This window comes from Pantoea sp. OVA07A (assembly GCF_019969975.1).
Lineage (GTDB): Bacteria > Pseudomonadota > Gammaproteobacteria > Enterobacterales > Enterobacteriaceae > Pantoea > Pantoea agglomerans.
The window spans coordinates 77,885-89,108 of the sequence record NZ_JAHXYM010000010.1; the positions used below are offsets into that span (position 1 = coordinate 77,885).

The window sequence follows — 11,224 nt, forward strand, 5'->3', positions numbered from 1 at the left end:
AATCGTCTGAGCAGACGGTGAGGAATGCGGGCTAACTCACTGAAAAAAGTAGCAGTTACCCTCTGTTTTTTTAACCAGCGTGGTGATAATTTCAGCTTTTCTCCACCGCTGAGATAACAGCATGAAAAACCTGATTGCTGAGTTGCTGGTAAAGCTGGCTTAAAAAGAGGCGACAGCCAAAGAGCAGATGGCGCAAATCGAAGCGCTGGAGATTGTTGTTACCGCGCTGGTTCGCAAGCTGGAGCCGCAACAACATCTGGCTATAACCACCAGTATTGAAACCGCAATAGACAATGTGGCCGATGCCGAAGATGAAAATGCGCAACTGCTGCGCAATTACATCGAAAAGTTACTCAGACATCCTCGTCAGTAACAATCCCAGTGCCAGACTGGAATGGGATCTTCACATCACTTTGACCTGAAACATTTTCCGCTTTGCTTATTCGCTGCCAGAATAACAAAGGACAATCCACTGTGGAGATAACAAGATGAAAGTCGGTTTAATGGCGATGATGATTGCGTGCCTGCTGGTCAGTGGACTGGCCGGTGCGGCGGAAAAGACCCCGCAGCAGGAGAAGATGACGATGTGTAACCAGCATGCTAAATCACAGGATCTTAAAGGGGATGCGCGCAAAACCTTTATGAGTGAATGCCTGAAAAAGGACAGCAAGCTGTCGCAGATGTCACCGCAGCAGATGAAAATGAAAAGCTGTAACGGCGAAGCTGGTGATAAAAAACTGGCGGGCGATGCGCGTAAAACCTTTATGAGCCAGTGCCTGAAAAAAAGCTGATTATCCCCACGGCCACGCAGGTGGCCGCTTCTCCTTCCCGCGCAATGCTGATTAAATTCCCTTATATAACAGCATGTTAAACTTCTGATAAGCATTCATCGCCAGGCTTCCCGGTTCTTTTGCCACACTTACTGTTTGTGGGGATTTGCGCAGCACTCTGTTTTGCCGCGCAGCACAAGACAAGAACCGTTAAAGGAGCCATGTCGTGAACTATCAATTTACCGTCGACCTGAACGATCTGCCCCAGCGCCAGCCGGTTAAAAAAACGCTCGGCGAGGTGGAAGTGTTGCTGATCCGCGAAGGCGACAATGTACGTGCTTATCAGGCGAAATGCCCGCACGCAGGCGCGCCGCTGGAGCAGGGCGCGATTTGCGGCGATCGGCTGGTCTGTCCTTGGCACAAAGCCGCGTTTAATCTGGCCAGTGGAAAAATGTGTGAACCGCTGGCGTTAGCCGATCTCAAACAGTATCCGCTGCGCATTGAAGAGGGCCGGGTGCTGGTGAATCCGAAAGCGATGTCCGCCGCGGCGCCGATTGGCAGTGGGGCAGAAGCACCGGTCTATGTGGTGCTCGGTGGTGGGGCGGCGGGCAGCGCGGCGCTGTGGCGTCTGCGCCATGAAGGCTTCAAAGGCCGCGTGATTCTGGTTGAGCGGGAAGCGGATGCGCCTTACGACCGCACCGCGCTGACCAAATTTGTGCCGTCGGGCAAAATGGATATCAGCGAGGTGCCGCAGCTGCTGAAAGCGGATGTGATGGATCACGTTGAACGACTTCAGGCTACCGTGAGCCGCCTGGATGCCCAGCAGCAACGGCTGATCTTCGAGGATGGCGAGGCGCTCGCCTTCGACAAACTGCTGATCGCCAGCGGCGCGACGCCAGTCCGCCCCGATTTGACGGGCAGCGATCTCGATGGGGTCCATCTGCTGCGCAGCAAAGCGCAGACCGATGAGCTGCTTCAGGCGGTAGATGCCAGCCATAAAATCGTGATTATCGGCAACAGTTTTATCGGCACCGAACTGGCGTCGGCGCTGCGTAATCGTGACATTGACGTGACGATAATCGCCCGACAGGCGTTGCCCTTTGCTAAACAGTTTGGCGATCAGATTGGCCGCTATTTCTATCAGCTGCATGAGCAGAACGGTGTGAAGTGGGTGCAGGGCGAGATCGAAGCCTTACAGGGCGACCAGCGGGTGAGTGGCGTGCAGCTCAAGGGCGGACGGTTGCTGGACGCGACGGTGGTGCTGTTTGCCACCGGGGTCGAACCGGCTACCGACTTTATCCACGATCTCCCGCTGGCAGAGGATGGCAGCCTGCAGGCGGATGAGCAGTTGCGGGTCGCTGACAATATCTGGGTGGCGGGAGATATCGCCACGTATCCGTCGGCGCAGGGGCCGCTGCGCATTGAACACTATCGCGTCGCGCATCAGCAGGGACAAACCGCCGCATGGAATATGCTGGACCAGACCGTCGCGTTTGATCGTGTGCCGTTCTTCTGGACTACGCAGTATGGCACCCGTTATGAGTATCTGGGCCATGCCAAAGAATGGGATTCATTCCAGCTGCTCGGCTCGCTGGAGGATAAAAAGTTTATGGCGTTTTATGGCCAGCAGGGGAGGCTGGCGGCAATCTGCTCATGCGGCATGTATACGCTGACCGCTGAGCTGGTGGAGCGGATGCAGCAGCCGATGACGTTTGCCGACGCGGTGGCGCTCTGTCAGGCGCACATCAGTTAAGCCGGTAGCAAGGCGGGCCAGCCAGCGTGGCGGGCCGCCTTGCGCAACAACACTCACTCTGTTAGCTGCGGCTCAGTTTCTCTGACTTCGCCATGCACTGCAGCATCGCTTCCATCACCGCCGAGCGCATGCCTTTCTCTTCCAGCACTTTCACCGCTTCGATGGTGGTGCCGCCTGGGGAGCAGACCATATCTTTGAGTTCAGCCGGATGTTTTCCGGTGGTCAGCACCATCTGCGCCGCCCCTTTCACCGCCTGAGCAGCAAACTGATAGGCCTGAGCGCGTGGCATGCCACCCAGTACGGCCGCATCGGCCATCGCTTCGATAAACATAAACACGTAGGCCGGCGCAGAACCGCTGACGCCGACCACGGAGTGAATCAGATATTCATCCACCACGGCCGCTTTGCCGAAGCTCTCAAAAATCGCTATCACCTCGTCGATTTCCGCCTGCTCAACCAGCACGTTGGGCGTGACCGAGGTCATGCCTTCGCTGACCAGCGAGGGAGTATTCGGCATCGCACGGACAATTTTACGATCGTAACCCAGCACCGATGAGAGCGAATCGAGCGTCACCCCAGCCGCAATCGACACCACCAGCGCCTCTTTTTTCAGGCTGCCTGTCAGCTCTTTTAAGATTTTCAGAATGACATTGGGTTTGACCGCGCCGAACAGGATGTCCACTTCACGCGCCAGCGCTTCAGCGCTCTCGGCTGCGTTGATGCCATACTGCTCTGCCATCGCCTGGTTGGTCTCTGCTTTGCGATCGTAAACGAAGATATCAGACGGGGCGATTTTGCCGCTGTTGACCAGTCCGCCGATAATGGCTTTCGCCATATTTCCCCCGCCGATAAACCCGATTTTCTTTGCCAGCATCGCCATCTCCTTAGGACATTATTCGTTTTTCTCAGTGAGCTAGCTTACTTCAGCCAGCCTGAATAACAAGTCAGCCGGGCGCAGGCTGGAAAGCACGCCGCAAATAAAATTTGCCATTTAGGGGGAACCCGGCAAGATCTTACTCTTCTCTGACTGTAAGGAATCATGATGTTTATCTGGGTCGATGCTGATGCCTGTCCGAATGTAATCAAAGAGGTGCTCTACCGCGCAGCCGACCGCACCGCAACTACCATCACTTTTGTGGCGAACCAGTTTCTGCGTGTGCCGCCCTCACCGTATCTGCGCACCCTGCAGGTGCCTGCCGGATTTGATGTGGCGGACAATGAGATCGTCAGACGTTGTCAGCCAGGCGATCTGGTGATCACCGCCGATATCCCGCTGGCAGCAGAGGTGATTGAGAAGGGTGCGGCGGCGCTGAATCCGCGCGGCGAGCGTTACTCACCGGCGACGATACGTGAACGCCTGACGATGCGGGATTTTATGGATACCCTGCGGTCAAGCGGCGTGCAGACCGGAGGCCCCGCGGCGATGAGTCCGCGTGACCGCCAGCAGTTTGCAAATGAGCTGGATAGCTGGCTCACCCAGCAGAAACGCTGAAGTTAAACGAAGCTGTCGTCGTCGTAATCGTTGCCGCCAAAATCATTGAGATCGCTGTTGTCGGCATAATTGCTGTCCCAGCCCGTATTCTGGTCGAGGAAGGCGTTGTCGTTACCGCCGTTAAAGGTATCGGCATTGTCATCGCCACCGTTGAAGGTGTTGAGATTGTCATTCACATCGGGCAGGGGTGGCTCATTGATGATATTCACAATCTCTTCCGGCTGTGAATGGTGGAACATGCTGGTCAGCATATCGGCCATCACCACACCGCCCGCCACACCCACAGCTGTCTGCAGTGCGCCGCCGAGGAAACCGGTGCCGCGTGGTGCAGGCGCTTGTGCAGGCGCATATTGCGGCTGAGCCGGTTGCTGTGGCGCACTGTTCCACGGTGACGATTGCTGTTGCTGCTGCACAGGCGGCTGCTGACGCGAACCGCTGCCAAACAGCCCGGACAGAAAGCCGCCGCTGCTCTGTGCAGGTTGCTGCTGCTGTTGCTGGGCCAGCTGGCTTTCCAGCGCCGATACTTTCTCATTGAGTTTTTTCAGCGCCGCTTCCTGAATCAGGATCGCCTGTGCCATGTAGTAAGGCGCGCCCGGCTGCGCCTGCAGATGCTGGTTAATCAGTTGTTCGGCAGCGGCATCGCGTGCCACGGTCTGGCTTTCAGCCTGTTTCAGACGGCTGAACAGCCCTTCAATCAGTTGTTGTTCTTCGCGTTGCATGATGACTCTCCTGTGGCGATTGTTACCAGTATATGTGGGCGCCAGCGTGAAAAGTAAAATCGGGGCAGTAAGCAAATATTGCCGACGCATTTTAGCCGCTCTTTTGCGGAGTTTTTATCGCTCTGTTACGGCCCTGATGCACAAAACGTGCATGCATTTCCCCTTGAAAACACAAAGATTGTCGCTGTTCAGGGGACGAAAATGCGTAAATCGTGCCTGACAGGTAGAGGCCATAATAATTTCCAGTTATTATGCGTCGCATTAATAAGCTCACCATGCAGCCGCATCGCGCGGTCAGGCGGAGGAACGGCCCTGATGTCACTACCCATCTTTTTGATTGGCGCTCGCGGTTGCGGCAAAACCACGGTCGGCGAGGCGTTGTCGCGGGCGCTGGGCTACGCCTTTACGGATACCGATCACCATCTGCAACTCAGCACGCAGCGGAGCGTGACGGAGATTGTGGCGGAGGAAGGCTGGGAAGGTTTCCGCGCCCGTGAAACGGAATCGCTTAAAGCGGTGACGGCACCCGGAACCGTCATTGCCACCGGCGGCGGCATGATTCTGGCTGAAGAGAACTGCCGTTTTATGCAGGAGCAGGGCCAGGTGATCTGGCTTAGCGCGTCACCCGAGGTGCTGGCAGAGCGGCTGGAAAGCGAACCTGAAGCGGCCCAGCGTCCGACCTTAACCGGCCGTCCGATTGCTGATGAGATGAGTGATGTGCTGCGTGAACGTGCGCATCTCTATCAGGCTGCGGCCCATCATCAGGTGAATGCGATGCAATCGCCTGAGTGCGTGGTAGAGGAAATTCTGCTGTCACTCTCTCTGGCGCGCGCCAGCTAACCCTCAGATTTTTCCCGCTTTGATCCCGCTTCAGACGGCATTGTCTATACTTATCCTATGACAGGCAGCGGCCTGTCCTGTGGAATGTTATTCAGACAAGAGGGACACAGTATGCCGACCAGACCACCGTATCCACGTGAAGCGAAAGTTGTGCCTGTTGAAAAGGGCACTGAAGGTAATAAAGTAACCTCTTACGAATTGCGTGCTGATCATCCCAAACCGAATTCATTAATCAGTGAGCACGAAACGGAAGAAGAAGCGCGTGACGCTAAAGCGCGCTACGAAGACGTTGAAAAAGAGTAAAGCTTCACTGCTGGCAGGGACGCCAGCCTGTTACACCGGATAACTGCTTATTACTGACCCGCCTGACGCTGTGCCTGAACGACGCCTCTTTTTTTCTCCCCCCCTGAAGTCGATCAGGTTATTTAAGAAGCGAAATTGACGCAGATTTACTGTCGAATGCTCTCTGCGTATGCTTCTGTTCTGCACTCTCCTTGTCTCACCAGATAAAGCCCCGCTAATCATTTTTATCCCCTTATTTTCTCTGCTGCCGATCTCTGTGTGAGTCAAATTGTCGCTTGACCGATTCAGCGCCACGTTTTATTTTCATCAAACCAACAAAGGAACTTAGTTCCATATAGTGGAACACGTAACATGACCACACTTGAAAATGCTGCCGCCGTACTTCGATTGTTTCAGCACAAAGGTGTGACGCAGGGGCATGTTGGTCTCTCATTCAGTGAGGTGGTTGAGGCGTTAAACCTGCCAAAAAGCACCGTTTCGCGTCTGCTGGCCACCATGGAAAGTCAGGGGCTGCTGGAGCGGAATGCGGATACGCGCGGTTATCACATTGGTCGCGTATTGCTGGCTGCCGCCGGACATTATCTTTCGGCACCGCTGGTTGACAGCGTTTCAGCGGCGATGGTCAGGCTGGCTGCGAAGACCGGCTGCATGGGTTACGTGTCGAAGCTCGACGGGCGGGAAGTATTAGTGATGCGTATGTTTCATGGGCGTCACTTTACGCAGATGGTCACGCCACCGGGCAGTCGGATGCCGGCTGCCGCGACCTCGACCGGCCGGGCGCTGTTAGCGCAGTTAAGTGATGAAGAGGTGCTGGCGCGCTTCTATGATCAATGGCAGGTCGCATCAGCGAACTCGCCGCAAAGTCCTGAGGCACTCTGTGCCAGACTGGCTGAGATCCGCCAGCAGGGCTGGTCACTGGCCCGAAATGAATCGCTGCCAGGCATCAGTTCGCTGTCAGTTATTGTTCATAACAAACATCATGGCGAAACGGTGGCACTCTGCCTGTCGTTTCCGTCTATGGAGTCTGAAACGGGTTTCCCGTCAGAGCTCCTTGAAGCATTACGCGCAACGGCCACTGAGATGACCGAAAAATATGGCGCGTAACTTCACACCGTTTTTATCGGCGTAGTACTTTCGCCACACCAGGGAAAACAAAGGCCTTCGGGCCTTTTTCTTTCAATCTGATCGCCACGCTTTACGCAGCACTCCGGTTGCCTGTGTCCGTCTCTCATTGCCTCCTGTATCGGTTCAGCATGCGGAGGGACGACCATCTGCAGTGGCTGTTGCAATCTCTGTGCGCATCAGAGCAGTGAAACTGATAACCGGCGTAAACCGGCCAGCGGGCGGGTAGACGTTATTTCATTTCTTCTGGACAAGGACTGGCGGGGACATATGGAACGGGTAAATCCGATTAAGCACGTTGGCGTGGCACTGGTTTTAATTCTTCTCTCCATCGCGGGTGCCATTATTGGCATTCAGCTGATTACCACCATTGGCGTAACGCCTAACACCTCTATTATCGGCGCGCTGTTTGCCATGCTGCTGGCGCGTATTCCGCTGCAGGCATTCCGCCGTTATCGTTCGATTGAAATCCAGAACCTGGCGCAGACCGCTATCTCTTCAGCCACCTTTGGGGCGGCGAACAGTCTGTTGATGCCGATTGCCGTGCCCTGGGCGCTGGGTGAACCGCAACTGGTCCTGCCGCTGTTCTGTGGCGTCAGCGCCGCGATGCTGCTGGATGCCTGGCTGCTCTATCGGCTGTTTGATACCCGCGTCTTTCCGGCCAGTAATGCCTGGCCACCGGGCGTTGCAGCAGCAGAAGCGATCAAAGCGGGAGATAAAGGCGGACGCCAGGCGTGGCTGCTGGTGCTGGGCATTGTGGGTGGCGTCGTCGGTGCCATGCTGAAGATCCCGATGTCCGCCTTTGGCACCGCGTTTATCGGCAATATCTGGGCACTGTCGATGCTCGGCATCGGTTTTCTGCTGCGTGCCTATGCTCAGCCGGTGGCCGGTATTGATATTAATGCGCTCTATATTCCGCATGGCGTGATGGTCGGTGCCGGTCTGGTGGCGCTGATTCAGGTCGTGATGGTGATCCGCAGCCGCAAAAATGATGCGCTGGTGGTGAGCCGTAATGGCAATGAGGTGCAGCGGGCGCTGGGTTTCGGCAGCGTGGGTTATATCGTGATTTCCGCGCTGCTGGCGCTGGCGGGCGGCCTGTGGAGTGAGATGGGCATCGCGATGCTGCTGCTGTTTGTTCTTTATGCCGCGTTTGCTGCTTTCGCCCATGAACTGATTGTCGGCATTGCCGCTATGCACTCCGGCTGGTTCCCGGCCTTTGCCGTGGCGCTGATTACGCTGATTATCGGCATTCTGATCGGCTTCCCACCGCTGGCGCTCTGCCTGCTCTGCGGCTTTACCGCCGCCACCGGTCCGGCGTTCGCCGATATGGGTTATGACCTGAAGGCGGGCTTTATCCTGCGCGGCAACGGTGCCGATCTGCAGCAGGAGCTCTGGGGACGTCGTATTCAGCTCATCGCAGCTATGATCGCCTTTGTTGTGTCGATTCCGCTGGTCTGGTACGCCCATACCTTCTTCTTTGCTGATAACCTGCTGCCGCCTGTAGCGTGGGTGTATGCCAAAACCATTCAGGCGGGTGCTGAGCCAGGTATCGCCGGTAATCTGCTGATGTGGGCGATTCCGGGGGCCATTATCCAGTTGATCGGCGGGCCGAAACGCCAGCTGGGCGTGCTGCTCGCCACCGGTTTATTAATTAATAACGCCATGGCGGGCTGGGCAGTGGTGGTGGGGATCGCCTTACGCATCATAATCATCCGGATCTGGGGCGAGCGGGGCCGGTCGCCTATGGAGGTGATGGCGGCAGGCTTTATTGCCGGTGATGCCCTCTACAGCTTCTTTCATTCGCTGTTTGCCAGCAGCAGCAAGAAATAAAAGGATAAAGCATGAGTTTGCAGCAGACCCTGGCGGTTTTTGAGTTACTGGATAGCGCCCACATTGACGGACAGCAGGTGGTGGATCTCTTCGCGGCGTATCCTGATGTTGATGCCCGCTTTACCCGTGTCTCCGGTCCCAAAGGCCGCACCGATTTTGTGCGCATTGATATTCCGGGGACGCAGGGCAAATCAGGCGGCGGCAGTGCACCGACGCTGGGGATTATTGGTCGCCTTGGTGGCATCGGCGCTCGTCCTGGTCGTATCGGCATGGTGTCAGATGCGGATGGCGCGATCGCGGCCGTTGCCAGCGCGCTTAAACTGGCGCAGATGCAGAGCAAAGGCGACAGGCTTGATGGCGATGTCATCATTACCACTCATATCTGCCCGGATGCGCCAACGCGGCCGCATCTGCCGGTCGATTTCATGGACTCGCCGATTGACGATATCACCATGAATGATAATGAAGTGGTGGCGGGTGTGGATGCGATTCTGTCAATCGACACCACCAAAGGTAACCGCATTATCAACCACAAAGGCTTTGCCCTGTCGCCGACGGTGAAAGAGGGCTACATCCTGCGGGTTTCGGAGGATCTGCTGCGCATCATGGAGATGACCAGCGGCCGTCCGGCGGTGACCTTTCCCATCACCACGCAGGATATTACGCCTTACGGCAATGGGGTTTATCACCTCAACAGCATTCTGCAACCTTCTACCGCCACGGATGTGCCGGTGGTGGGGGTGGCGATCACTGCCGAGTCGGTGGTGCCGGGCTGCGGAACCGGCGCCAGCCATGAAGTGGACATTGCGGCAGCGGCGAAGTTTGCCATTGAGGTGGCCAAGGAGTTTGGTCGTGGAACCTGTCACTTCTACGACGCCGAAGAGTATGCGCGGCTAATTTCACTCTATGGCAGCCTGGCGCATCTGCGTCACCGGAATCACTAAGATGACGAAACCACTGGTAACGCTGACTATCGGCCAGTCTCCGCGCAGCGATATTCTGCCGCTGCTGCGGCAGCATCTGCCGGATGCGCTGACCGATCACGCCGGTTTACTGGATGGACTCAGCGCGGCAGAGATTGCCGCACGCTTCGCGCCAGCAGCGGGCGACCGGGTTCTGGTGTCGCGGCTGCAGAGTGGCGAACAGGTGCGGCTGGCGGCCTCGAAAGTGGAGCAGGGATTGCAGCGCAAAATCAGTGCGCTGGAACAGGCGGGCTATGCGACCATTCTGCTGCTCTGCACCGGTGAATTCAGCCGGCTCCGCACCCAGCGTGCGCTACTGCTGGAGCCGGATCGCCTGATTCCACCGCTCATCTGCGCCATGGTGCAGCAGCAGCGGGTCGGCATTGTCGTGCCGGTTGAGGAGCAGATTGTTGAGCAGGCTGGTAAGTGGCAGCAACTGCCCGCGCAGCCCTGCTTTGCGGTCGCCAGTCCCTATCAGGGCGATCAGGCAACCTTCGCCGATGCCGCAAACCGTCTGAAAGCGCAGGGCGCAGCGCTGGTGGTGCTCGACTGTATGGGTTATCACCAGCAGCATCGGATAGGGTTACAGCAGCGGCTGGGCGTACCGGTTCTGCTCTCTAATCAGCTGGTGGCGCGCCTGGCGGCGGAGTTGCTTCCCTGAGTGAAGAGATCACAAACGGCCATCATTTCGCGTGACAGATCAGCGGGTTCCCTTCTACACTGCCAGACACACAACATGTGCTCTGGAGAACTATTATGCTCAACGTAAGTGAGTATTTTGACGGAAAAGTTAAGTCTATCGGTTTTGACAGTGCGAGCACCGGACGTGCCAGCGTGGGCGTAATGGCTGAAGGCGAATACACATTCGGTACCGGCCAGCCGGAGGAGATGACCGTGGTCAGCGGCTCGCTTAAGGTATTACTGCCAGGTGAAACCGAGTGGAAATGGTTTGAAGCGGGTTCGGTGTTCAACGTGCCGGGTCACAGCGAATTTCATCTGCAGGTTGGCGAGCCAAGTTCCTATCTCTGCCGTTACCTGAAAGATTAAAAAAAATGGCCGCTTAGCGGTAATGCTGGTCAGTTAAGATTAGATTTGTAAAGGCTGTCACGGTCAAACGTGGCAGCTTTTTTGTCAGGGCGAGCGTGCCGCAGTGCGGGCCAGCGCACCTCTGCTGCTGCCGGGCCGTCCTCGCGCCGCTCACGCGGTTCCTTCGGCTTTGACGTTGTGCCGACGAACCGTTCGGGGATCGGCCCTCCCTGGCCGGCCCCGAACTGTCCACGCTTCCCGGCGTGGACTTCTGGCCCACCGTCACGCCTCAGCGCTGCGGATAGCCCTTTCAGCAGCAGAGGCGCTCAGGCCTCCACTCTCGTGCCCTTTTTAACAATACACACTGAAGTTTCAGAGCAGGCCGGTGGCGGGCAGGGGCAGGCAAT

General features: G+C 56.7%; 12 protein-coding genes and 1 pseudogene. 11 read left to right on the plus strand and 2 right to left on the minus strand.

Annotated features, from left to right (window positions below; translation table 11 throughout):
* Positions 1-121: 121 nt before the first annotated feature.
* The 3 genes and pseudogenes from iraP to LC417_RS21870 all read left to right on the plus strand — a co-directional run bounded on the left by iraP (position 122) and on the right by LC417_RS21870 (position 2,523).
* Positions 122-373 (plus strand): annotated as a pseudogene (gene iraP / locus LC417_RS21860) (anti-adapter protein IraP).
* A 115-nt stretch (positions 374-488) separates the two neighbouring features.
* On the plus strand, positions 489-791 hold the full coding sequence (locus LC417_RS21865) for a PsiF family protein (RefSeq protein ID WP_223566352.1): 303 nt from the start codon (positions 489-491) through the stop codon (positions 789-791).
* A gap of 205 nt (positions 792-996) precedes the next feature.
* Positions 997-2,523, plus strand: coding sequence for an FAD-dependent oxidoreductase (locus LC417_RS21870; protein WP_223566353.1), 1,527 nt, complete (start codon positions 997-999; stop codon positions 2,521-2,523).
* A 61-nt stretch (positions 2,524-2,584) separates the two neighbouring features.
* On the opposite strand, the gene proC is transcribed toward LC417_RS21870, so the two are convergent.
* On the minus strand, positions 2,585-3,397 hold the full coding sequence (gene proC, locus LC417_RS21875; RefSeq protein ID WP_033779682.1) for a pyrroline-5-carboxylate reductase: 813 nt from the start codon (positions 3,395-3,397) through the stop codon (positions 2,585-2,587).
* Positions 3,398-3,565: 168 nt separating this feature from the next.
* Between proC and LC417_RS21880 the strand changes: the two genes are divergently transcribed.
* On the plus strand, positions 3,566-4,015 hold the full coding sequence (locus LC417_RS21880) for a YaiI/YqxD family protein (RefSeq protein ID WP_010255266.1): 450 nt from the start codon (positions 3,566-3,568) through the stop codon (positions 4,013-4,015).
* A gap of 2 nt (positions 4,016-4,017) precedes the next feature.
* On the opposite strand, the gene LC417_RS21885 is transcribed toward LC417_RS21880, so the two are convergent.
* Positions 4,018-4,734 (minus strand): DUF2076 domain-containing protein, encoded by a 717-nt coding sequence (locus LC417_RS21885; RefSeq protein ID WP_010671175.1) that lies wholly within the window; start codon positions 4,732-4,734, stop codon positions 4,018-4,020.
* 315 nt (positions 4,735-5,049) lie between these two features.
* Between LC417_RS21885 and aroL the strand changes: the two genes are divergently transcribed.
* The 7 genes from aroL to ppnP all read left to right on the plus strand — a co-directional run bounded on the left by aroL (position 5,050) and on the right by ppnP (position 10,838).
* A complete protein-coding gene (aroL, locus tag LC417_RS21890) occupies positions 5,050-5,574 on the plus strand; it encodes a shikimate kinase AroL (protein ID WP_010255270.1) in 525 nt (174 codons plus the stop codon).
* A gap of 111 nt (positions 5,575-5,685) precedes the next feature.
* The gene (locus tag LC417_RS21895; RefSeq protein WP_010255272.1) at positions 5,686-5,877 is read left to right on the plus strand and encodes a YaiA family protein; all 192 of its coding nucleotides are present in this window, start codon (positions 5,686-5,688) and stop codon (positions 5,875-5,877) included.
* A 351-nt stretch (positions 5,878-6,228) separates the two neighbouring features.
* Positions 6,229-6,981: an IclR family transcriptional regulator gene (locus LC417_RS21900; RefSeq protein WP_223566354.1), complete on the plus strand. Its 753-nt coding sequence runs from the start codon at positions 6,229-6,231 to the stop codon at positions 6,979-6,981.
* A 288-nt stretch (positions 6,982-7,269) separates the two neighbouring features.
* On the plus strand, positions 7,270-8,829 hold the full coding sequence (locus LC417_RS21905; RefSeq protein WP_223566355.1) for an OPT/YSL family transporter: 1,560 nt from the start codon (positions 7,270-7,272) through the stop codon (positions 8,827-8,829).
* 11 nt (positions 8,830-8,840) lie between these two features.
* Complete coding sequence (locus LC417_RS21910; protein WP_033766613.1) at positions 8,841-9,773, plus strand: DUF1177 domain-containing protein; 933 nt, start codon at positions 8,841-8,843, stop codon at positions 9,771-9,773.
* Position 9,774: 1 nt separating this feature from the next.
* A complete protein-coding gene (locus LC417_RS21915) occupies positions 9,775-10,452 on the plus strand; it encodes an AroM family protein (protein ID WP_064689911.1) in 678 nt (225 codons plus the stop codon).
* 95 nt (positions 10,453-10,547) lie between these two features.
* Complete coding sequence (gene ppnP, locus LC417_RS21920) at positions 10,548-10,838, plus strand: pyrimidine/purine nucleoside phosphorylase (RefSeq protein ID WP_009091800.1); 291 nt, start codon at positions 10,548-10,550, stop codon at positions 10,836-10,838.
* Positions 10,839-11,224 lie beyond the last annotated feature (386 nt).

Excerpts from the sequence above, each read along its gene's own strand:
- ppnP (WP_009091800.1), top strand. The coding sequence starts at position 10,548 with ATGCTCAACGTAAGTGAGTATTTTGACGGAAAAGTTAAGTCTATCGGT.
- proC (WP_033779682.1), bottom strand. The coding sequence starts at position 3,397 with ATGCTGGCAAAGAAAATCGGGTTTATCGGCGGGGGAAATATGGCGAAA.
- aroL (WP_010255270.1), top strand. The coding sequence starts at position 5,050 with ATGTCACTACCCATCTTTTTGATTGGCGCTCGCGGTTGCGGCAAAACC.
- LC417_RS21915 (WP_064689911.1), top strand. The coding sequence starts at position 9,775 with ATGACGAAACCACTGGTAACGCTGACTATCGGCCAGTCTCCGCGCAGC.
- LC417_RS21900 (WP_223566354.1), top strand. The coding sequence starts at position 6,229 with ATGACCACACTTGAAAATGCTGCCGCCGTACTTCGATTGTTTCAGCAC.
- LC417_RS21905 (WP_223566355.1), top strand. The coding sequence starts at position 7,270 with ATGGAACGGGTAAATCCGATTAAGCACGTTGGCGTGGCACTGGTTTTA.
- LC417_RS21910 (WP_033766613.1), top strand. The coding sequence starts at position 8,841 with ATGAGTTTGCAGCAGACCCTGGCGGTTTTTGAGTTACTGGATAGCGCC.
- LC417_RS21885 (WP_010671175.1), bottom strand. The coding sequence starts at position 4,734 with ATGCAACGCGAAGAACAACAACTGATTGAAGGGCTGTTCAGCCGTCTG.
- LC417_RS21895 (WP_010255272.1), top strand. The coding sequence starts at position 5,686 with ATGCCGACCAGACCACCGTATCCACGTGAAGCGAAAGTTGTGCCTGTT.
- LC417_RS21880 (WP_010255266.1), top strand. The coding sequence starts at position 3,566 with ATGTTTATCTGGGTCGATGCTGATGCCTGTCCGAATGTAATCAAAGAG.
- LC417_RS21865 (WP_223566352.1), top strand. The coding sequence starts at position 489 with ATGAAAGTCGGTTTAATGGCGATGATGATTGCGTGCCTGCTGGTCAGT.